Source organism: Micromonospora aurantiaca ATCC 27029 (genome assembly GCF_000145235.1).
Taxonomy (GTDB): Bacteria; Actinomycetota; Actinomycetes; order Mycobacteriales; family Micromonosporaceae; genus Micromonospora; species Micromonospora aurantiaca.
Genome location: NC_014391.1, coordinates 3,004,291 through 3,027,423 on the forward strand (window position 1 = coordinate 3,004,291; position 23,133 = coordinate 3,027,423).

Below are 23,133 nucleotides of genomic sequence, written 5' to 3' on the forward strand. Positions count from 1 at the left end.
ATGAGCCGGCCGTACCTTCCGTCCCTGGTCCTGCGCGATTACCTGCACACCGTGGCGACCCTCCACCCGCAACTGCGCGAGCTGCTCGACTTTGGCCGCCCCGGCGCGGACGAGGCCCTCGCGGAACTGGCCGGCACGGTCAGCGAGTTCGACACCGACTCCACCGGCCGGGGCGATTCCTATCGCCGGGCGCAGCGGGACACGCTCGTCCGCTGGACCGGCATGCGGCGGCTGCTGGACCTCGCCACCCCGGACGCCGCCGCCCCGGTCACGCTCATCCTCGACGTGCTCGGCGGCGACGGCACAGTGGCCCGCGCCGCGAGCAGCCAGTCCGCCTGCTTCGAGTCCAAACTGGCGTTCATCACCGGCGACCTGTCCGGCCACATGGTCGACAAGGCGCTGGCCCACGGCCTGCCCGCCGTCCGCCAGGCCGCGCACTTCCTGTTCCTGCGCGACGCCGGCGTGGACGCGGTGCTGCTGGCGTACGGCACGCACCACATCCCGGCGGCCCGGCGGCCGCAGGCGGTCGCGGAGGCGGCCCGGGTGGTCCGCCCCGGCGGCCGGATCGTGCTGCACGACTTCGACGAGTCCAGCCCGATGGCCGGGTTCTTCGGCGAGGTGGTGCACCCGCACGCCGCCGGCGGCCACGACTACCGGCACTTCAGCCGCGCCGAGCTGACCGGCCTGTTCACCGGGGCCGGGCTGCCGGTACGCGTCGTCGACCTGTACGACCCGCTGATCGTGCGCGCCGACAGCGCCGAGTCCGCCTCCGCGGGCATGCGCGACTACGTCGGCGACATGTACGGCGTGCGCGACTACTTCGCGACGCTCACCGACGACGAGGTGTGGGGGCTGCTGACCCGCCACTTCGACCACACCGGCTACCTGGCCGGAATCGGCCGCGACGACGTGCCGGCCCGTCCGCTGGTCTACCGGGCCGACGGGCAGTTCGTGGCCGAGGTGCCCCGGATGGCGATCGTCGCGGTCGCGACGAGGACGCAGGTAGCGCCGTGACCGGCCCGCGCTACCTGACCGACCTGGTGCACCGGCCCGCCGGCGCCGGCGGCGACCGGCCCGCGATCGTCGGCCCGGACGGCGAGCTGAGCTACACCGCGTTGTGGGAGCGGGTCGGCGCGACGGCCGAGCTGCTGCGCCGCGCCCGCGTGCGGCCGGGTGACCTGGTGGGCCTGTACCTGCACCGGTCCGCCGACTACGTCACGTCGTTGCTGGCGACGCTCGCGGTGGGCGCGGTGGCGGTCCCGATCGACCCCGAGCTGCCCTCCGGCCGGGCCGAGCAGATGCTCGCGGCGGCCGCGCCCCGGCTCGTCCTGTACGCCGACCGTCCGCCCGCCGTCGCCGCGCCCGCGTCCACCGGGTGGCGGGACGTGCGTACCGCGCGGGCCGGGTCGCCGGCCGACCTGACCGATCGCACCGGCTGGCTGCCGCCGGGTGAGCACGCCGCGCTGGTGCTGTTCACCTCCGGCTCCACCGGCCGGCCGAAGGGTGTCGTGCTGCACCACGCCGGGCTGGTCAACCGGCTGGCCTGGGGCCACGACTGGTTCGGATTCACCGCCGACGACCGGGTGCTGCACAAGGCGTCGATCGGGTTCGACGCGTCGGTGCACGAGATCCTCTCGCCGCTGATCGCGGGCGGCGCCGTGGTCGTCGCCGGGCCGGGCCTGCAGTTCGACAGTCTCGGGCTGGTCCGGCTGATCCAGCGGGAGGCGGTCACCACCGCGCACTTCGTACCGACCATGTTGCGGCACGTGCTCGACGAGCCGGAGTTCGCCGGCTGCGTCACGCTGCGGCGGGTGCTGTGCGGCGGCGAGGCGCTGGACATGCGGCTGGTCCGGCGGCTGCGCGAGCTGCTGCCGTGCGGGCTGTTCAACGGGTACGGCCCGAGCGAGACCTCGATCAACGTGTCCTACTGGGACTGCGCCGAGCCGTACGCGGGCAGCATCGCCCCGATCGGCCGGATCATCGACGGCGTCACCGCCCACGTGCTCGACGACGACCTGCGCCCGGTGCCCGAGGGCGGGACCGGCGAGCTGTGGATCGGCGGGGTCGCGGTCGGGCTCGGCTACCTGCGCGACGACGAGCGGACGGCGGAGCGCTTCCGTCCCGATCCGGCGCGGCCGGGCGCGCGGCTCTACCGCACCGGTGACCTGGTGCGGGTCGCGCCGCAGGGCTTCCTGGAGTTCCGCGGCCGGGCCGACGACCAGGTCAAGATCCGGGGGGTCCGGGTGGAGCCGGGCGAGGTGGCAGCCGTACTGCGCGAGCATCCGGCCGTGCACGACGCGGTGGTGGTGACAGTCCCCGACGCCGAGGACGGCCCACGCCTGGTCGGCTACGTGGTGCCGCAGCCCCGGCAGGCCCCGGCGGCCGGCGGGTTGCCGCGGTTCCCGCTTCCGAACGGCATGGCGGTCACGGCGGCGTCGCCGGACGAGGCGGTCTTCCTCTACCGGCAGATCTTCGACCAGGCCGAGTACGCCCGTTTCGGCGTCCGCGTCGGCGACGGCGCCGTGGTCCTCGACGTCGGCGCCAACATCGGGCTGTTCTCGCTCTGGGCGTCCCGGCAGGCGCGCGACGTGCGGCTCGTAGCGGTCGAGCCGAACCCGGACACGCTGCCGTACCTGCGCGCCAACCTCGGCCTCTACGCCGGGTCCGCGTCGGTCGTCGAGGCCGCCGTGACCGACGCGGCGGGCACCGCCGAGCTGACCTCGTTCCCCGAGCTGAGCTACCTGTCCGGCCTCGGCGCCGACCGGGCCGGCGCCGCCTCCGACCTGGTCCGGTCGCACTACCGCCACGGCGGCGGCGACGCCGACGAGACCGAACAGGCAGCGCTCCTCGCGGACGCCCGCCGCCGCCTCGCCCCGGTGGCGCACGTGGTGCCGACTGTGACGCTGTCGGACCTGCTGGACCGCTTCGGGCTGGACCGCGTCGACTTGCTGAAGATCAACACCGAGGGCGCCGAGCTGAGCGTGCTGCGCGGGCTGCGCCCCGAGCACTGGCCCCGCATCCGCCAGGTCTGCCTGGAGGTCGAGCGCAGCAGCGTGACCACCCCGCGGGTGCGCGAGCTGCTGTGCGCTGCCGGGTTCGAGGTGCACGACATCGGCGACTGGAACGTCGGCGCGGACGCCGACGTCAGCTACGTCTACGCCGTACGGTCGCAGGACCCGCCGCCCGCGGCGACGCCCCGGGACGAGCCCGCCGACCACCTGCTGACCACCGGGCTGCTCCAGGGCTACCTGGCCTCGGCGCTGCCGCCCGCGATGCGCCCGGACCAGATCGTCCTGGTCGACCGGCTGCCCCGCCTGCCCAACGGCAAGGTCGCGCGGCTGGAGCTGCCACCGCCGCCGCCCCGGCCCACCGGGCCAGCGGCGGAACCCGGCGGCGGCGCCCTCACCGACCGGTTGCGCGAGGCGTGGCGGGCCACGCTCGGCGTCGACGCGGTGCACGACGACGACACGTTCGTCGCGCTCGGCGGGCACTCGCTGACCGCGCTGCGGATGGCGCTGCGGGTACGGGAGATGGCCGGGCTGGAGGTGTCCCCGGCGAGCTGCCTGCGCGCCGGGTCGTTCGCCGACTGGGTCGACCGGGTCACGGAGGCGGGACGCGATGTCAGCCCGGTCCGCTGACGCGCGGCACGTCGTCGTGGTGGGCGCCGGCCGGCTGGCCCGCTCGCTGTGCCACGCCCTGGCCGCGACGCCCACCCCGGCGCCGCTGCGCGTGACGGTCCTGGCCCGCGACCCGGACGCGGCCCACGCGCTCGCCCGCGCCGCGCGGGTGCGCGCCACAGTCGCCGGAACCCCCGTCGCCGTTACCGCCCGGCCGTTCACCGCCGAACCCGGCACCGACCCGGGGGAGGGGTACGCCGCCGACGCCGCCTCGATGGCCCGGCTCCGGCCCGACGTGCTGGTCTGCGCCGCGTCCGCGCAGTCGCCGTACGAGCGGGCGGCGGCGCCGTCGGCCTGGACGGACCTGATCGCCGCGGCCGGCTTCGGGGTGACGCTGGCGTTGCAGGCCGAACTGGTGTCCCGGCTGGCCGCCGCGCTGGCCGGCGGCGCGCCCGGCGCCACGCTCGTCAACGGCGCGTTCCCGGACGCGGTCAACCCGCTGCTCGCCGCGCTGGACCTGCCGGTGCGCTGCGGCATCGGCAACGTGGCGACGCTCGCCGCGTGCCTGGACGCCGCGCTCGGCCGTCCCGGCCAGCGCCGCCTGGCGGTGCTCGGCCACCACGCCCACCTCGCCGCGCCCGGCCCGGACGACGAGGACACCGCCGAGGTACGCGCCTGGCTGGACGGCCGGCCCGTCCCGGACGTCACCGGGCTGCTCGCCGGGTACCGCGCGCTTCCCCGGCCGGAGCTGAACGCGCTCGCCGGGCACGCCGGGGCCGCCCTGGTGGTTGCGCTCGCCGCCGGTGACGAGGTGACGGCGAGCCTGCCCGGCCCGCTGGGACTGCCGGGCGGCTATCCGGTCCGGCTCACCGGCGGCCGGACCGAGCTGCGGCTGCCGGCCGAGCTGCCGGTGGCGCAGGCGGTCGCCTGGAACACCGCCGCCGGGCGCCGCGACGGCGTCGAGGTCGGCGGCGGCCACGTCCGCTACCCGGAGCGCGCCCGGGCCGCGCTGGCGGCGTACCGGCCCGACCTGGCCGGCGGCTGGCACGCGAGCGAGCTGCCCGAGATCGCCTGCCGGTTCACCGCCCTGCGTGACCATCTGCGAACGGTGCCGCCGGCGCCGGCCCGGAGTGTGTTGGAGGAAGCCCGATGACCGTGACCACCCCGGCCACCCGCAACATGATCACCGACTACTACGACGTCATCGCGTCGGCGGTGCGCCGGTGCGGCGCGGTCCCCGGCGACGCGCCCGGCACGCCCGGCTTCGCGCCCGGCTTCGACCTGCCCGAGCTGACCCTCGCGGTACGCGAGTTCTACGCCGCCGCCACGGTCAGCTGGTCCCCGCTGGGCCACTACGGCGGGCACGACCTGACGATGCTCGACCTGACCGCCAACCCGGGCACCCGGACCACGAAGACGTTCGCCTCGATGGTGATCGTCGCCCGCGCGGTGGAGCACATCCGGCGTACCGGCGAGCGGCTGTGCATCGTCACCCCGACCTCCGGCAACAAGGGCGTCGCGCTGCGCGACTCGGTGGCGCGCGCGTACGCGGCCGGGCTGGTGACCCCGGAGCAGCTGTCCATCGTGGTGCTGGCGCCGGCGGCGACCCGGCACAAGTTCCGCCACGACGCGCTCGCCGCCGATCCCGCGACCCGTGCGGTCAACCCGCTGCTGCGGTACACCGGCGCGGATCCGGAGGGCGTGAAGGCGCTCGGCCGCGCGTTCGTCGACGAGTACGCGGCCACCGCGTACGACAAGCACGGCGTCACCCTCTGGTACACCCTCGACCTGCGCAACTACCTGGTCGCCGACGCCGCCCGGGCCGCCTTCGAGGCCGACGTGTCGCCGGCCACCGGTTCCCGCTGGCACGCGCACGCAGTGTCCAGCGCGTTCGGCCTGCTCGGCTACAACCTGGGCCGCGACGTGCTGGAGGCGACCGGCGACGCCGACCCGGCCGACCGGCCCGGTTTCCTGCTCGTGCAGCATCTCGGCACGCCGGACATGGTGCTCAACCTGCGCCACGGCTCGTTCGAGCGGGACCACTGCCCGGCGTACACACTCGACGAGAACCGGGGCGTCTGGACGCAGGACGCCGACCTGCGCTTCCCGGCCGTCACCGACGACCCGGCCGAGGTGCTCGACCCGACGTTCTACACCCACCGCCCGGTGACCTCCCCGGCCATGAACGCGCTCGTGCGGCGGCACGGCGGCGACGGCATCGTGGTGTCGCGGCGCGAGTGCGTCCGGCGCTACCCGGTCGCCCGGCAGTGGCTCGCCGACGCCGGCCTGACGCTGCCCGAGGACCCGGCCCGGCTGCGGGAGTGGTCGATCCTGATGGCGCTGACCGGCGTCTGCAACGCCGTCGACCGGGGCCTGGTGCCGGCCGGGCACGAGATCGTGGTGCACGGCACCGGCAGCTACTGCGACGACTTCCGGATCGCCGAGCCCGACGCCGAGGTGTCCACGCTCGCCGACGTGGTCGCCGCCGTCCTGGACCAGCGGTGAGCCCGTCCCCGCAGCCGCTCGGCCCGCCGCCGCGGCTCGCCGCCCGGGCGCAGGCCGCGGGCGTCGACCCGGCCGCCGTCGTCCTCACCGCCACGGCCCTGGTGGTACGCCGGTACACCGGATCCCCTGTGGTGACGCTGCGGCACGGCGACGACCCGGTGACGCTCGACCTGACCGCCGACGCGCCGATCCGGGAGTTGTGCCGCTCGCTGTGCCCGGCGCCGCCGGACCAACCGGTCGACGCCACCGTCGAGGTGAGCGCCGACCTGGCCGGCGTCACCGTGTCCGGGCTGCCCGCCGCGTACGCCGACGACCTCCGCGCCGACCTGGCCGAGTTCCTGTCCACGCTGGACCCGGACGCCTCGTCGGCGGGGGTGCTGCCGTCGGCTCGGTACGAGCGGCGTCCGGCGCCGGACCTCTGGCGGCTGCACGGCGGTGACGGCACCGAGGCCGATCGGGTACGCGGCGACACCATCCCGGCCGCGTTCGCCGCGGCGGTGCGGGCGTACCCGGAACGGCCGGCGGTGCTCGCCGACGACGCGACTGTGACCTACCGGGAACTCGGCGCGGCAGTCGCCGCGACCGCCGAAGCGCTGGCCGGGCCGGGTGACGTCACGGCGCCGGTGGCGGTGCTGTGCCGCCACGGCGTCGCCACGATCACCGGCATCCTGGCGGCGCTGGCGTCGGGGTCGCCGTACGTGCCGCTGGACCCGGCGTACCCGGCGGCCCGCCTGGCCGCGATGCTGCGCGACGCAGGCGTCCGGGCGATCGTCGCGGACCCCGGCCACGAAGGGCGGGCCGCCGCGCTCGCGGCCGACGCCGGGCTGGAGCTGCCTGTCGTGTCGTTGCGCCGGGGCGAACCCGGCGTGCCGGTGCCGTCCGGGCCCGCGCGCCCGGACGACCCGGCGTACGTGCTCTACACCTCCGGGTCCACCGGGAAGCCGAAGGGCGTGGTGCAGAGCCACCGCAACGTGCTGTTCGGCGTCCGCAACCACGTGCGCAACTTCGCCGTCCGGCCGGACGACCGCACGAGCGTGCTCACCTCGTTCGGCTACGACATGGCCGTCACCGACACGTTCAGCGCGCTGCTGTCCGGCGCCGCCGCCGTCCCGGTCGACGTCCGCACGCACGGCCTCGGCCACCTCACCGGCGCGCTCGCCGACCGGGGCGTCACCGTCTACCACTCCACCCCGACCGTCTTCCGGTACGTGGTGGCGAGCCTCGGAGAGCACGGGCGGCTGCCGTCGGTCCGCGCGGTCGTCCTCGGCGGCGAGGAGGTCACCCGGCACGACGTGACGCTGGCCCGGCGGTCGTTCGCGCCGGGCGTGGTGTTCGTCAACGGGTACGGCACCACCGAGATCAGCTTCGCCGCGCAGCACCACCTGCCGCCGGACGCCGACCCGGGGCGCGCAGTCGTGCCGATCGGGCATCCGTTGCCGGGCGTCGAGGTGGTGCTGACCGACCCGGCCGGACGCCCGGCCTGCCTCACCGGCGAGGTGGTCGTGCGCACCCCGCACGTCGCGCTCGGATATCTGGGCCTGCCGGAGCTGACCGCGGCCCGGTTCACCGAGCAGGACGGGGTGCGCGCGTACCGGACCGGTGACATCGCGCGGCGGCTGCCCGACGGCATGCTCGTCTACCTGGGCCGCGGCGACCGGATGGTGAAGATCCGCGGCTACCGGGTGGAGCTGGGCGAGATCGAGGCCTGCCTGGCGGCGCTGCCGAGGGTGGCCCACGCGGCGGTGGTGGCGCGGCGGGGCGCGTCCGGCGCGGGCGAGCAGGAGATCGTCGCGTACGTGGTCGGCGCCGCCGGGACGGTCGTCGAGCCGGGAGCGCTGCGGGAACGGCTGGCCGCTGTGCTGCCGGACTTCATGGTGCCCCGGGCGGTGGTGGCGGTGCCGGAGTTGCCGATCGGCCCGACCGGCAAGCTCGACCAGGCCGCCCTGCCCGACCCGGACGCCGGCCGCCCGGACGTCGGAGGGCCGCACGCGGGGCAGCCGGCCGCCGGACGCCCGGCCGCCGGGGGACCGCCGGCCGGGCCGGTCGAGCAGACCATCGCCGCAGGCTGGTGCGCGGTGCTCGGACTGCCCGCAGTGGACCGCCTGGTGAACTTCTTCGAGGCGGGCGGGCACTCGCTCCAGCTCGCCCTGGTGCAGGGGTACCTGGAGGAACACCTCGGCCGCCGGGTGCCGCTGGCCCGGCTGGTGGAGTTCCCGACGGTGGCGGCGCTGGCCGCGTACCTGGAGAGGGCCGGGGACGCCGCGGGCGTACCGGAGGACGGCCGGCTGACCGCGGTCGGACGCCGGATGGCCCGCCGCGCCGCCGCGCGGGCCGCCGGCGGGGAGGGACGGGCGTGAGCGAGGACGACCGGATCGCGGTGGTGGGCCTGTCCTGCCGGGTACCCGGCGCGGACGACGCGCCGGCGCTGTGGCGCAACCTGCTGTCCGGGGTGGACTCGGTGCGCCGGACCCCGGCCGGCGAGGGCGTGCCGGGCGGACCGGACTGGGTACCGGCGTTCGGCCGGCTCGACGACCTGGAGGGTTTCGACGCGGACCTGTTCGGCTGTCCCGCCGCGGCGGCGGCGCTGCTCGACCCGCAGCACCGGCTGTTCCTGGAGGTCGCCTGGCACGCCCTGGAGGACGCCGGGATCGACCCGGACCGCGACCCGGCCCAGATCGGCGTGTTCGCCGGATGCGCACCCAACCGCTACCTGCACCACCACCTGCTGGGCAACCCCGCGCTGGCACCGGCGGCGGGCACGCTCGCCGAGGACTGGGACGACGCGCTGACCGGGTCCGGCTGCGACTACCTGCCGACGCGCACCGCGTTCGCGCTGGGGCTGTCCGGCCCGGCCGTGGCGGTCCAGACCGCCTGCTCGACCTCGCTCGTCGCGGTGTGCCAGGCCGGGCAGAGCCTGCTGGACTACCGCTGCGACGTGGCGATAGCGGGCGGCGCGGCGGTGGTGTCCACCCGGCAGGCCGGGTACCGGCTGCGGCCGGGCGGGCTGCTGGCCGCCGACGGGGTGTGCCGCCCGTACGACGCCGCCGCCACCGGGCAGGTGTTCGGCAACGGCGCCGGGGCGGTGGTGCTGAAGCGGCTCGCCGACGCCCGCGCCGACGGCGACCACGTGTACGCCGTGCTCGCCGGGTGGGCGGTGAACAACGACGGCGCCGACCGGCCCGGATTCACAGTGCCGGGCGTGTCCGGCCAGGCGGCGGTGATGGCGGAGGCGCTGGCGTCGGTCGGCTGGGACGCGGCCGACGTGGGCTACCTGGAGGGCCACGGCACCGGCACGCCGGTGGGCGACGCGATCGAGGTGGACGCGCTGGCCCGGGTACGCCGGAGCGCCCGCGCCCCGCTGCTGCTCGGCTCGGTGAAGGGCAACCTCGGCAACCTGGACGCCGCGGCGGGCGTGATCTCCCTGATCAAGGCCGTGTACGCGGTCCGCACCGGGCAGGTGCCGGGTACCGCGCACTTCACCGCCGCGCACGACGACATCGACCTGGCCGCCGCGGGCGCCGAGGTGGACGCGCAGACCCGGCCGTGGGCCGGGGAGCGGCGCGCAGGTGTCAGCTCGTTCGGTCTCGGCGGCACCAACGCGCACGTACTCGTCGAACCCGCGCCCGCGACGGACGAGCCGGACGCCGGGGCACCCGGCCCGGTGGTGCTGGGGCTGTCCGCAGGCAGCCCGGCGGCGCTGCGGGAACTGGCCCGTCGGCTGGCCGTCCGGCTGGCCGACGGCGACCTGGCGGTGGCCGACGTGGCGCACACGCTCGCGGTGGGACGGCGGCGGCTGGCGTACCGGGACGCGGTCGCCTGCGCCGACGCCGGGGAGGCGGTGGCCGGGCTGACCGCGCTCGCGGCCGGCGACCCGGTCGACGGCGACGAAGCAGTCCGCGCCTGGCGTGCCGGTGCCGACCTGCCCGTGCCGCCGGGGCGGCGGGTGCCGCTGCCCGGCTACCCGTTCCGGCGGACCCGGCACTGGATCGAGGCACGACGATGACCGGCCGCGACGATCAGCGCGACCAGCAGGTCGGCCCCGAGCTGCCCTACCCGCAGGTGTGCCTGCCCGACCTGGTCGCCGCGCACGCCCGGCGGCGTCCCGGCGCGCCGGCCGTGGTGCAGGGTGACCTGACGCTCAGCTACGCCGACCTGGCCGGCCGGGCCGCCGCGCTCGCCGCGTCGCTGCGGGACCACGGCATCGGCGCGGACGACCTCGTCGGCGTCTGCGTGGACCGCCGCCTGGACCTGGTGGTCGCGCTGCTCGGCGTGCAGGCCGCCGGCGCCGGGTACGTCCCGCTCGACCCGGCGCTGCCGCCCGGACGGTTGCGGGAGCTGGCCGCCGAGGCCCGGCTGCGCGTCGTCGTGGGTACGCCCGCCGCCGAGACGTTCACCGGCCGCACCGTGCTGGACGTCCCCGCCGCCACCGCGCCCTGGCAGCCGACCCCGGCGACGCTCGCCACCACGGCGTACGCGATGTTCACGTCCGGGTCGACCGGGCAGCCCAAGGGCGCGGTGATCGAGCACCGGGCGCTGACCGAGAAGGTCACCTCGATCGCCGAGTTCTCCGGGTTCGGCACGGCGACCCGGTGCCTGGCGTTCGCCTCGATCGGGTTCGACGCGTCGGTGGTCGACATGCTCGCCCCGCTCGCCGCCGGGGGCACAGTCGTGCTCGCCGGTGACGCCGAGCGGGCCGACCCGACCCGGCTCTACCGGATCTGCGCCGATCAGGCAGTCGACGTGGTGGTGCTGCCGCCGCCGATCCTGCCGCTGCTGGACCCGGACCGGCTTCCCGGCGTACGGCTGGTCATCACCGGCGGCGAGGCCACCGGCCCGGAACAGGTCGGCCGCTGGACCGCGGGTGGGCGCCGCTTCATCAGCGTGTACGGCCCGACCGAGGCGACGGTGCTGGTGACCTGGTTCGAGGGCAGCGGCGACTGGACGCGGCCCATCCCGATCGGCCGGCCCGCCGCCAACCACCGCATCCACCTGGTCGACGACGAGCTGCGCGAGGTCGGCCCGGGGGAGATCGGCGAGGTGCTCGCCGGTGGTCCCGGGCTCGGCCGCGGATACCTGTTCGACGCCGCCCGTACTGCGGAACGGTTCCTCCCGGACCCGTTCTCCGGCCGGCCGGGGGAGCGGCTCTACCGTACCGGTGACCTGGCCCGGTGGCTGCCGGACGGGAGCCTGGAGTTCCTCGGCCGGGCCGACCGGCAGGTCAAGATCCGCGGGCAGCGGATCGAACTGGGCGAGGTCGAGGCCGTGTTGCGCCGCCACCCGGACGTCGACCTGGCCAGCGTCCAGGTCCGCGCCGGCGCCGGCGGTCAGGAACTCGTCGCGTACGTGGCGACCGGCCTCGACACTGCCGAGCTGCGCGACTACTGCGCCCGGCTGCTGCCGCCCGCCGCCGTACCGGCCCGGATGCACACGATGCCCGCGCTGCCCATCACCATCAACGGCAAGATCGACACCGAGCGGCTGGCCGAGCTCGACGTCGCCGAACCGGCTTCCGTGCCGTCCGGCGAGCCGCCCGCCACCGACACCGAACGCCTCGTCGCGCAGGCGTGGGCGGCGCTGCTGGACGTGTCCACTGTCGGCCGCGACGACGACTTCTTCCACCAGGGCGGGCACTCGATCACCGCGATGCGGCTGGTCGCCGACCTGCGCGAGCGGCTGGGCCGCGACCTCGCCATCGAGGACGTGCTGGTGGGGCGGACGCCACGCGGCATCGCCGCCCGCGCCGACGCCGCCGCCGGAACCGGCCCGGCCGACGCCGCCGCCGTCCGGGGACGGCCACCGGCGCTGTCCCCGGCGCAGCAGCGGCTGTGGTTCCTCGACCGCTACTTCCCGGCCGCCGCGTCCGCGTACAACGTCGCGTTCGCCGAACGGATCACCGGCCCGCTCGACGTGGCGGCGCTCGCCACGGCGCTCACCGCCGTCGCGGACCGTCAGCAGATCCTGCGCTGGCGCATCCCGGAGCGCGACGGCGTGCCGTACGCGGTCGCCGACCCGTCCACACCGGTGCCGCTGCCGGTACGTGACCTCGCCCCGGGCACGGACCTCGCCGGCCACCTCGCGGCGAGCGCCGCCACGCCGTTCGCGCTGGCGACCGACACGCTGTGGCGGGCCGAACTGATCCGCACCGGCGACGACGAGCACGTGCTGGCCGTCTACGCCCACCACGCCGTGTTCGACGGCTGGTCCCAGTCGCTGTTCTACGCCGACCTGGCCGCCGCCTACCGGGCCGCGCTCGGGGACGGGCCGCCGCTGCCGCCGCTGCCCGCCACGTACGGCGACTACGTGGCCTGGCGCGCCCACCGTGCCCGGCGCCGCGCCGCCGCCGACCTGGAATGGTGGCTGGACCACCTGACCGGGGCGCCAGTGGTGCTGCGACTCCCCGGGGGACGGGACCGGCCGGCCGAACAGACGTACACCAGCGCGACGGTGCGTACCCGGCTGGACCGGGCCGCCACCGCCGCGCTCACCGACCTCGCCGCCGGGCTCGGTGCGACCCCCGCCGCCGCCGTGCTCGCCGCGTTCGCGCTGGTGCTGGCCCGGCGCACCGGCCTACCTGACCTGGTGGTCGGCACCCCCACTGTGGACCGGCGCGCCGCCGACTTCGAGGCGATGGTCGGCTTCTTCATCGAGATCGCGCCGCTGCGGCTGCGGCAGACGCCCGGGGCCGGGTTCGCCGCGCACGTCCGCGCCGCCTGGGAGGAACTGCTCGCCGCGCTCGCCCACCCGGAGGCACCTGTCGAACGCATCGTCGGCGGCCTCGGGCTGGGCGGCCTGCTCGACCGCAGCCCACTGGTGCAGGTGCTGTTCAACATGTACACGTTCGACGAGCCCCGGCTGGACCTGGCCGGGCCGGCCGCCGAGCCGGTGCCGGTGCCCGCGCCCGGCTCACCGTTCGACCTCACGCTCTACGGCGTCACCCGGGACGGGCGGCTGCGCGTGGAGATCGTCTTCAACCCGGACGTCTACGGCGAGACGCTGATCACCGACGTGCTCGCCGACGTCGAGCGGTTGCTGCGGGCCGGCGCCGCCGACCCGGAGCGGCCGGTGGCCGAGCTGCCCGCCTGGACCGCCGTCCCGGCCGGAACGGCCGACGACGTGCCCCGGGCCGCCCGGGTGAACCGGACCGGAGGCCGCGCCGGGGTGCCCGCCGCCCGCCCGGCCACCGCCACCGAGCGGCGAATCGCCGCGGTCTGGTGCGACGTGCTCGGCGTACCGGAGGTGGCCGCGACTGACAGCTTCTTCGACGTCGGCGGCGGCTCGCTCGCGGTCGCGGTCGTGCAACGGCAGCTCAACCGGCTGCTCGGCACGAACCTGCGGGTCGTGGACCTGTTCCACCACCCGACCGTCCGCGCGCTCGCCGCGCACCTGGACAGCCTCGGTGCGGCGTCGTCCGGCGAGGACGCCGAGGACGCCGAGGACGAGGCGGTGGAACGCGCGGCACGCCGGGGCGCGCTGCGCCGCCAGCGGGTCCAGCGCCGCCCGGTGGCGGAGGAGGAGCCGCGGTGACGTACCTGGTCCCCCTCGGCGACACCGGCTGGTCGGTGTGGCGGGACGTGCTGCTGCGCAGCGCCGGGTTCCCCGCCGACGGACTGGACCGGTTCGCCGCGCCGGACTGCGCCGACGCCGCCGACCGGCACCTGAACGGCGAGCTGGACGAGACGGCGTTCACGGCCGCGTACGCCACCGCCGTCCGGGCGTCGTCGGCGGCGCTGTGCGGGATCGCCGCCGACCCGCTGTTCCGCGAGGCCGTCGCCTGGCAGAACCCGGAGGTGCTGGTGGCGCTGGACGGGCTGCTCCGCGACGGACCGGACGCACCCCGCAACGTCCGCCGCCGGGGCCGGGAGAACGTCGTCGCCGGGTACTGGCAGCGCTACGTCGCCAAGTGCGAGACCATCGGCTTCTTCGGGCCGGTGTGCTGGGGCGCCGTGGCACCGGGTGCGCCCGGTGTCACCGCCGTGCCCGGCCCCGGGCTGCTCCGTCACCGCGCCGTCCACCTCGAACACTGGGCGCTCGCCGCGTACGCGGACCGGCTGGCCGCTGACCCGCAGGTCCGGCAGTGGCTGGCACCGGTCCGGGCGCCGCACGTCCACCTGGAGGGCCGGGTCGTGCACCGGCCCGCCCAGCGCCCGGAACCGGTGTCGCTGAGCGAGTCGATCGCGCTGTGCCGGTGCGACGGCACCCGCCCGGCCCGGGACGTCGTCGACGACCTGGTGCGCGACGGGCAGACCGGCGTACGCCGCGCCGAGGAGGGGTTCCTGCTGCTCGCGCAGCTCGTCGAGCGAGGGCTGCTGCGCTGGGACTTCGACCTGCCGCAGGGCTTCGCCGCGCAGGACCACCTGCGGGAGCGGATCGCGGCGATCGGTGACCGGGAGTGCCGCACGCGGGCGCTGGACGGGCTGGACCGGCTGGCCGCCGCCCGCACCCGGGTCGCCGACGCCGCCGGTGACCCGTCCGCGCTCACCGGCGCGCTGTCCGCGCTGGACGCCGAGTTCACCGCGCTCACCGGGCTGCCGCCGCGCCGCCGGGCCGGGCAGAACTACGCCGGGCGGGCGCTGTGCCACGAGGAGACCGCACGCGACGTGGACCTCACGGTCGGCGGCGGCCTGCTCGACTCCCTGGCCCCGGCGCTGGACCTGCCGCTGCGCGCGGCACGCTGGCTCACCGCCGAACTGGCCACCGCGTACGGCGACGCGCTGCGCGACCTGTACGACGACCTCAGCGGCGACGGACCGGTCCGGCTCGGCGACCTGTGGTTCGTCGCGCAGGGGCCGCTGTTCGGGCCCGGCGACCGGCCGGTGGACCGGGTCGCGGCCGAGTTCGCCGCTCGCTGGGAACGGGTGCTCGGGCTGGCCGGACTGCCCGAGGGAACGGCCCGGGTGGAGTTCGCCGCGGTCGAGCTGGCGCCCCTGGTGGCCGACCGGTTCCCGGCGACCCGCCCCGGCTGGAGCGCCGGCCGGGTGCACAGCCCCGACCTGCAACTGTTCGCCGAGTCACCCGAGGCGCTGGCCGCCGGCGAGTTCGGGGCGGTGCTCGGCGAGCTGCACGCCGCGTACGCCACGTTCAACGCCGAGCTGTTCACCCACTGCCACCCCGACGTGGACCGGCTGCGGCGCGCGTACGCGGCCGACCTGGGCCCGGGACGGTTGCGCCCGCTCTACCCGGTCGACTTCCCCCGCGTGGGCGGACGGTTGTCCGCTTCCCTGCACGGGCCGGACGACCACCGGCTCGCGTTCGCCGACGCGCCCGGCGCGCCGCGCGACCGGCTCGTGCCGGCGAACGCGGCGATCGTGTCCGAGGTGGACGGCGTGCTGGCGGCGACCGGCCCGGACGGCACGCGCTGGCCGCTGGTCGAGGTGTTCTCCGACCTGATCGCGGTGCACGCCGGTGACGCGTTCAAGCTGATGACCGACCGCCCGCACAGCCCCCGGGTGACAGTCGACCGGCTGGTGCTGGCCCGGGAGACCTGGCGCACCACTGTCGGGGCGACCGGCCTGGCCGACGCCGTCGACCAGGCGCGGCGCTACCTCGCGGTACGCCGCTGGCGGGCCACGCTGGGCCTGCCGGAACGGGTCTTCGTCCGGGTGGCCACCGAACTGAAGCCCACCTACGTGGACCTGACCAGCCCGCTCTACGCCAATCGGCTCTGCCTGCTGCTGCGCGCCGCCCGGCGGGCCGGCGGCGACGACGTGGCGGTGACCGTGTCGGAGCTGCTGCCCGCGCTCGGGCAGGCGTGGCTGCCCGACGCCGCGGGCCGCCGCTACGTCAGCGAACTGCGCCTGCACATCAGCGATTCGGCCGAGCCGGAGGTCATGGCGTGAACGAGACAGTGGAGCCGATCGCGATCGTCGGGCTCAGCCTGCGCGTGCCGGGGGCGGCGTCGGCGGAGGAGTTCTGGCGCAACCTGGTCGTCGGCGCCGAGTCGCTCACCCGGTTCACCCGCGCGGAGCTGCTGGCCCGGGGCGTCCCGGCGGAGCAGCTCGACGACCCGGCGTACGTGCCGGTGGCCGCCGTGCTCGACGGCGTGGACCGGTTCGACGCGGAGCTGTTCGGAATGAGCCCCCGCGACGCGGAGCTGACCGACCCGCAGCAGCGGCTGTTCCTGGAACACGCGCACGCCGCGCTCACCGACGCGGGCTGCGACCCGGCCCGCTACGACGGCGAGATCGGCGTGTACGCGGGCGGCAACGCCGACCTGTACCAATGGCTGAACGTCCGGCGGAACCCGCGGGCGCTCGCGGACGCCGGTGAGCTGCGCGTGTCGCTCGGCAACAAGCCGGACTACCTGGCCAGCACCGTCGCATTCCGGCTCGGCCTGCGCGGCCCGGCGATGACGGTGCAGACCGCCTGCTCGTCGTCGCTCGTCGCGGTGCACCTGGCCGCCGAGGCGCTGCGCAGCGGCGAGTGCGACACGGCGCTCGCCGGCGGCGTGTGCGTGGAACTGCCGCACGGCGTCGGGTACGTCGCCGACGAGGGCTACACCTCCGCCGACGGGCACTGCCGCCCGTTCGACGCGGACGCCGACGGCACCGTCTACGGCAGCGGCGTCGGCGTGGTCGTGCTCAAGCGGCTCTCCGACGCGCTCGCCGACGGCGACGACATCAGGGCGCTGGTCATCGGCAACGCGGTGAACAACGACGGCTCGGCCAAGGCGAGCTTCACCGCGCCGAGCGTCACCGGTCAGGTGGAGGTGGTCACGCAGGCGCTCGCGGTGGCCGGCGTCGCCCCGCGTTCGGTCGGGTACGTCGAGGCGCACGGCACCGGCACCGTCCTCGGCGACTCGATCGAGCTGGCGGCGCTGAGCACGGCGTACGGGCGGCGCACCGCCGAGCGGGGCTGGTGCGGCGTCGGCTCCACGAAGGCCAACATCGGTCACCTCAGCGCGGCCGGCGGCGTGATCGGCCTGATCAAGACCGTGCTGTCGATGCGGCACCGGCTCATCCCGCCCACAGTCAACCACGACCGGCCGCACCCGGACATCGACATCGAGGCGAGCCCGTTCTACGTGGTGTCCACGCTGACCAAGTGGGAGCCCGAGGACCAGCGACCGCTGCGGGCCGGCGTCAGCTCGCTCGGCCTCGGCGGCACCAACGCGCACCTGGTGCTCCAGGAGGCGCCGCCGCGCGTACCCCCGGAGCCGGATCACGGCGGCGGCGAACTGCTCCAGGTGTCCGCCGCGACCCCCGACGCGCTGGCCGCTGCCTGTGCCCGGCTGGCCGAGCGGCTCACCGGCGCGCCCGATGTGGAGCTGCGCGACGTGGCGTACACGTTGCGGGAGGGCCGGCCGGCGTACCGGCACCGGGCCGCCGTCGTCGCCGTGGACCGGGGCCGGGCGGCAGCGGCGCTCACCGACCCGAAACGCCGCGCCACCGGGGACGCCGCCGCGCCGCCCCGGGTGGGCCTGCTCGTGCCCGGCCAGGGCGCGCAGCACCCCGGCATGGGCGCGCACCTGGCCGTTACCGAGCCGGTGTTCGCCGCCGCCGTGGACGAGTGCGCCGCGATCCTCGGCTGGGACGCGAACGAGATGATCTTCGACGCCGGACCCGGTGCGGACGAACGGCTGGCCGGACCGGCGGTGGCGCAGCCCGCGCTGTTCGCCGTCGAGTACGCGCTGGCGACGTTGTGGCGGCACTGGGGCGTCACGCCCACCGCGATGATCGGCCACTCCGTCGGCGAACTGGTCGCCGCGACCGTCGCCGGGGTGTTCGACCTGCCGGACGCGCTGCGGCTCGCCGCCGCCCGGGGCCGCCTCGTGCAGGCCGCGCCGGAGGGCCGGATGCTCGCCGTGCAGCGCGGCGCCGACGAGATCGCGGCGCTGCTGCCCGACGGTGTCGCGGTGGCGATCAGCAACGGCCCGCACACCTGCGTGGTGGGCGGCACGCCGGAACCGGTCGCCGCCGCCGAGGTCCTCCTGCGCGAACGCGGCATCGGCTGCACGCCGCTGCGGTCGCCGTACGCGATGCACGTGCCGCTGCTGGCGGCGGTGCGCGACGAGTTCGCGGCGCTCGTGGCGGCGGTGCCGCGCCGGGCGCCGGACCTGCCGGTGTTCTCGGCCGCGACCGCCGCGCCGTTCACCGACGAGCAGATCACCGACCCGGCGTACTGGGCCGACCAGCTCTGCCGGCCGGTGCGGTTCGGCGCCACAGTGGCCGCGCTCGCCGCGACCGGCGCCGCCGACGACTGGCTGCTGCTGGAGTGCGGTCCCGGCCGGCAGCTCGCCGGTCTGGCCCGGCTCAGCCTGCCGGCGGGGGCCCGGGCGCCGCTGCGCACGCTGCCCGCGCCGGGGGAGCGGCTGACCGACAGGCAGACCGCGTACGAGGCTGCCGGTCGCCTGTGGTCGGCCGGGGTGCCGGTGCGGCTGCCCGCCTCCGGCACGCCGCGCCGGGTGCCGCTGCCCGGCTACCCGTACGAGCGCGCCCGGTACTGGATCGACCCGGAACCGGTGGCCGCGCCCGCCGCACCGGCCATCGACGAGCGGTACGACGACGGCGTGGCCGAGGTGCCGGTCTGGCGCCAACTGCCCGACCTCGCGCCCGTCGAGGCGCCCGGCCCGCTGCTGCTGTTCGCCGCCGGGGAGCGCGGCACGGCGCTCGCGGACCGGCTGCGCGAGCGCGGCGTGGACGTCACAGTGGTACGTCCCGGACCGGCCTTCGCGGTCCGCCCGGACGGCTACCGGCTGCGCCCGGCCAGCGTCGCCGACCACCAGCGCCTGCTCGACGAGTGCGCCGACGACGGCCGGGCCGCCCGGATCGTGCACGCGTGGGCGCTCGACGGCGACCCGGCCGGCCCGGACGCCGACGCCGTGGCGGCGGCCCAGGAACACGGGTACCTCGCGCTGCTGACCCTGCTGGAGGCGCTGCCGGCCGTTGACGTGACGCTGGACGTGGTGACCGCCGGGACGGCCGACGTGACCGGCTCCGACCTGCTGCGCCCGGAACACGCCACAGTCGCCGGGGTGGTGCGCTCGGTGCCGCTGGAACGTCAGGGACTGCGCTGCCACTGGGTGGACGCCGACCCGGCCGAGCCGGGCGCGGACGCGCTGGCGGACGAGCTGCTCGGCGCCGAGCGGGCCGAGGCGGTCGCGCTGCGGCTGGGCGGGCGCCGCTGGACGCGCGGGTTCGCGGCGGCACCGGCGCGCCGCCGTACCGGGCCGGCAGTGCGCGACGGCGGGCGCTACCTGATCACCGGTGGACTGGGCCGGATTGGCGGGGCGTTCGCCGCCGAACTGGCCCGCCGGGGCGCGCGGCTGGTGCTGGTCGGCCGGACCGCCCGGCCGGACCTGGTCGAGGCGCTGGAACGGGCCGGGGCGCAGGTCCGCCACGTGCGCGCCGACGTGACAGACGTGGACGCGCTGCGGGCGGTACGCGCCGACATCGAGGACGACCTCGGCGGACTCGACGGCATCGTGCACGCCGCGCGGCTGCCCGACACCGGGCTGTCCACCGGGTCGCGGCCGGCCGAGGCGACAGCCGAACTGCTGCCGAAGGTCACCGGCGCGCTGGCGCTGCGCGCGGTCTTCGGCGATATGCCGCTCGACTTCGTGCTGCTCAGCTCCTCGGTGACCGCGCTTGCCGGTGGCCTGGGCCGCGCCGACGACACGGCCGCCAACGCGTTCCTCGACGCGTACGCGCGCAGCCCGCACGGCTGGCGGTCGCCGGTGCTGTCGGTGGCCTGGGGCGCGTGGCGGGAGGAGGGCGTACCCGACCACGACGGGCTGGCCCCGGACGCGGCGGTGCGCGCGGCGTGCCGGGTCCTCGCCGAGGGACGGACCGGCTCGGTGGCGATCGGCGCCTACACGGTGGAGGCGGTCGCCGGGCACGAGCGGCGGCTCGCCGCGACCACGGCGGCCACCGCCTCGACGGTGACCGCCGCCGACGGCGACCTGCAGGACACCGTCGCCCGGATCTGGCGTGACGTGCTGGGCGTGACCGAGGTCGGCCCGCACGACGACTTCTTCCGGCTCGGCGGCACCTCGCTCGTGGCCGCCCAGCTGGTGCTGCGCATCCGGCAGGCGGTGGGTGCCCGGCTGTCCATGCGGGTGCTGTTCGACGCGCCCACCGTCGCGGCGATGGCCGCCCGGATCGAGTCGCTGCGCGCCGCCCCACCGGCCGAGGCGCCCATCCCGCGCCTGCGCCGGCCGGGACGGCCGGGATGACCGAGTCACGCCACGACGTCACGCCTGTGGACGACGTCTACACCGTTCCCGCCTCGTACGCCCAGGAGCGGGTCTGGTTCACCGCCCAGCTCAGCCCCGGGCAACCGCTGTTCACGATGACCGACGCGGTCACCCTGCCGGCGGGTGCCGGGCCGGAGCAGGCGCTCGCGGCGCTGCGGACGGTCACCGACCGGCACGAGGCCATGCGCACCACGCTGCGCCTGCACGACGGACGGCTCTACCAGGACATCCACCCCACGGTCCCGGTGGAGTTGCCGGTCACCGACCTGTCCGCGCTGCCCGGGCCGGAGCGGGACGCCGCCCGCGCCCGGATCGTCGCCGAGTACGCCCGCCTCGACCTGCCGATGGACGCGGCCCCGCTGTGGCGGGCCCGGCTGCTGCGGCTCGACCCGGACACCTGGTGGCTGCTGTTCGCCGGGCACCACGTCATCCTCGACGGCACGTCCCTGCTGCACCTGCGCGCCGAGCTGACCGAGCTGTGCGCCGCCGCCGTCGCGGGCCGCGCGCCGGACCTGCCCGAACTGCCGATCCAGTACGCCGACTACGCGGCCTGGGAACGCGACCGCCTCGACGGGCCCCGGTGGGACGAGCTGCGCGACCACTGGCGGGAGGCGCTGACCGGCCTGCCCGCCGTGCACGCGCTGACCACCGACCGGCCGCGCCCGGCGACGCTCACGTTCGACGGCGCCGACGTCCGCCGGACGCTGCCCGGGCCCGTGACGGCGGCGCTGCCGGAGCTGTCCCAGCAGGCCGCCGCGACCCCGTTCATGGTGCAGCTGGCCGCCTACGTGGCGCTGCTGCACCGGCTGTCCGGAAGCGACGACGTGGTGGTCGGCATGCCGGTGGCCGGCCGGGACCGGGCCGAGCTGGAACCGCTGCTCGGCATGTTCATGAACATGCTGGTGCTGCGCGTCGACGTGTCGGGCGATCCACCGTTCCTGACGCTCGTGCGCCGGGTCCGCCGGGTCGTGCTCGACGCCTGGGACCACCAGGACATGCCGTTCCAGAAGCTCGTCGAGGAGCTGGCGGTACGACGCGACCCGGGCGTACCGCCGCTCTACCAGCTCACGTTCCACCACCTGCCTACCGGCCGGGGTGAGGCGTTCGGCGGCGCCATGGACGACCTGTCGCTGGAGATCGCCGGGGACGAGCTGCGGCTGGAGTACCGCACCGCGCTGTTCGAGCGCGCCGCGATGGAGGCGTTCGCGGACCGCTACCTGCTGCTGTTCGCCGCGGCCGTGGCCGCGCCCCGGACCCGGGTCAGCGCGCTGCCGGTCATGCCGGACGCCGAGCACGCCGCGGTCGTGACCGGCTGGAACGCCACCGCCGCCCCGGTGCGCCGGACCACGCTGGCGGAGCTGTTCGACGCCCAGGCCCGCCGCACGCCGGACGCGGTCGCGCTGGTCGACGGCGACAACCGGATGACGTACGCGCAACTGTCCGACGCCGCCGAGCAGGTGGCGTCGCGGCTGGTCGCGCACGGCGTGGGACCGGAGTCGGTGGTCGCGATCCACGAGCCCCGCTCCCGCCGCCTGATCGCCGGGCTGCTCGGCATCCACCGGGCCGGTGCGGCGTACCTGCCGCTGGACCCGGACCACCCGCCGCAGCGGCTGGCCTTCATGCTCGCCGACGCCGGCGCCGGGGTGCTGCTGGCCGACGAGCTGCCCGACGGGCTGACCGTCCCGGGCACAGTGCTGCCGCTGACCGCGCCGGACCGGCCGCGCACCGCCGGGGGCACTGCCGCCGGACCGGGGAACGCGGCGTACGTGATCTACACGTCGGGCTCCGCCGGGCGGCCGAAGGGCGTGGTCAACGAGCACGCCGCGATCGTCAACCGGCTCGACTGGATGCAGGACGCCTTCGGGCTCGGACCGGACGACGCGGTACTGCACAAGACGCCGATCGGGTTCGACGTGTCGGTGTGGGAGGTGTTCTGGCCGCTGCTCGTGGGCGCGCGGCTGGTGCTGGCCGCGCCGGGCGGGCACCGCGACCCGGCGTACCTGCGGGAGCTGATCGAACGGGAGCGGATCACCACGGTCCACTTCGTGCCGTCGATGCTCGACGCGTTCCTGTCCGCCGCCGGCCCGGCCGACCCGGCCCGCTGCGGGTCGCTGCGGCGGATCGTGTGCAGCGGCGAGGAACTGCCCGCCGACCTGGCCCGCCGCGCCGTGACCGCGATCCCGTCCGCGGCGCTGCACAACCTGTACGGACCCACCGAGGCGGCGATCGACGTCACCGCCTGGGCGGCCACGCCCGACGCGCTGACCGGCGTGACCCGGGTGCCGATCGGCGGGCCGATCCGCAACGTCCGCACCTACGTGCTCGACGAGGCGATGCGCCCGGTCCCGGCCGGCGTGGCCGGGCAGCTGCACCTCGGCGGCGTGCAGGTGGCCCGCGGCTACCTGAACCGCCCCGGACTCACCGCCGCCTCGTTCGTCCCCGACCCGTTCGGCGAGCCCGGCGGCCGGCTGTACGCCACCGGCGACCTGGCCCGCTGGCGTACCGACGGGACGCTGGAGTTCCTCGGCCGCATCGACGACCAGGTGAAACTGCGGGGCCTGCGGATCGAGCTGGGGGAGATCGCCGCGGTGCTGCGCGAACAGCCGGGCGTCGGCTCCGCGGCCGTCGTCGTGCGCGGCGCCACGCCCGCCGAGCAGCGTCTCGTGGCGTACCTGACGGGCGAGGCCCCGGACCCGGCGGAGCTGCGGGCGGCGCTGAAGCGGCGGCTGCCCGAGTACATGGTGCCGTCGGCGTTCGTCACGCTCGACGCGCTGCCGCTGTCCGCGAACGGCAAACTCGACACCGCCGCGCTGCCCGCAC

General features: G+C 76.4%; 10 protein-coding genes (1 of these 10 only partly in view). All 10 read left to right on the forward strand.

From position 1 onward, the window contains the following. Tightly spaced (each overlapping or abutting the next), the 10 genes in view from MICAU_RS13145 to MICAU_RS13190 form a layout consistent with a single transcriptional unit that may run on beyond the window. A complete protein-coding gene (locus tag MICAU_RS13145; protein ID WP_013285799.1) occupies positions 1–1,014 on the forward strand; it encodes a class I SAM-dependent methyltransferase in 1,014 nt (337 codons plus the stop codon). After that, a complete protein-coding gene (locus MICAU_RS13150; RefSeq protein ID WP_013285800.1) occupies positions 1,011–3,638 on the forward strand; it encodes an amino acid adenylation domain-containing protein in 2,628 nt (875 codons plus the stop codon). Before MICAU_RS13145 ends, MICAU_RS13150 begins: the two co-directional genes overlap by 4 nt. After that, positions 3,619–4,770: a hypothetical protein gene (locus MICAU_RS13155; protein ID WP_013285801.1), complete on the forward strand. Its 1,152-nt coding sequence runs from the start codon at positions 3,619–3,621 to the stop codon at positions 4,768–4,770. The genes MICAU_RS13150 and MICAU_RS13155 overlap by 20 nt, the downstream gene beginning before the upstream one ends. Next, positions 4,767–6,122, forward strand: coding sequence for a DUF6002 family protein (locus tag MICAU_RS13160; protein WP_013285802.1), 1,356 nt, complete (start codon positions 4,767–4,769; stop codon positions 6,120–6,122). The genes MICAU_RS13155 and MICAU_RS13160 overlap by 4 nt, the downstream gene beginning before the upstream one ends. Continuing rightward, the gene (locus MICAU_RS13165) at positions 6,119–8,479 is read left to right on the forward strand and encodes a non-ribosomal peptide synthetase (RefSeq protein WP_013285803.1); all 2,361 of its coding nucleotides are present in this window, start codon (positions 6,119–6,121) and stop codon (positions 8,477–8,479) included. Before MICAU_RS13160 ends, MICAU_RS13165 begins: the two co-directional genes overlap by 4 nt. Next, entirely contained in the window at positions 8,476–10,125 is a 1,650-nt protein-coding gene (locus tag MICAU_RS13170) for a beta-ketoacyl synthase N-terminal-like domain-containing protein (protein WP_013285804.1), read from the forward strand. The genes MICAU_RS13165 and MICAU_RS13170 overlap by 4 nt, the downstream gene beginning before the upstream one ends. After that, the gene (locus MICAU_RS13175; RefSeq protein ID WP_013285805.1) at positions 10,122–13,646 is read left to right on the forward strand and encodes a non-ribosomal peptide synthetase; all 3,525 of its coding nucleotides are present in this window, start codon (positions 10,122–10,124) and stop codon (positions 13,644–13,646) included. Before MICAU_RS13170 ends, MICAU_RS13175 begins: the two co-directional genes overlap by 4 nt. Continuing rightward, positions 13,643–15,958, forward strand: a complete 2,316-nt coding sequence (locus MICAU_RS13180) for a lantibiotic dehydratase (RefSeq protein WP_013285806.1) — start codon at positions 13,643–13,645, stop codon at positions 15,956–15,958. Before MICAU_RS13175 ends, MICAU_RS13180 begins: the two co-directional genes overlap by 4 nt. Beyond that, on the forward strand, positions 15,955–20,292 hold the full coding sequence (locus MICAU_RS13185; RefSeq protein WP_013285807.1) for a type I polyketide synthase: 4,338 nt from the start codon (positions 15,955–15,957) through the stop codon (positions 20,290–20,292). The genes MICAU_RS13180 and MICAU_RS13185 overlap by 4 nt, the downstream gene beginning before the upstream one ends. Further along, positions 20,289–23,133, forward strand: partial view of a non-ribosomal peptide synthetase/MFS transporter gene (locus MICAU_RS13190; protein WP_013285808.1) — the 5' portion only. It continues 2,456 nt past the right edge of the window; 2,845 of the gene's 5,301 nt are visible here — the first part of the coding sequence; the start codon lies at positions 20,289–20,291; the stop codon falls past the right edge of the window. The genes MICAU_RS13185 and MICAU_RS13190 overlap by 4 nt, the downstream gene beginning before the upstream one ends.

What these genes read in the sequence shown, in the direction of transcription:
- MICAU_RS13145 (WP_013285799.1), top strand. Translation starts at nt 1, where the DNA reads ATGAGCCGGCCGTACCTTCCGTCCCTGGTCCTGCGCGATTACCTGCAC.
- MICAU_RS13155 (WP_013285801.1), top strand. Translation starts at nt 3,619, where the DNA reads ATGTCAGCCCGGTCCGCTGACGCGCGGCACGTCGTCGTGGTGGGCGCC.
- MICAU_RS13160 (WP_013285802.1), top strand. Translation starts at nt 4,767, where the DNA reads ATGACCGTGACCACCCCGGCCACCCGCAACATGATCACCGACTACTAC.
- MICAU_RS13175 (WP_013285805.1), top strand. Translation starts at nt 10,122, where the DNA reads ATGACCGGCCGCGACGATCAGCGCGACCAGCAGGTCGGCCCCGAGCTG.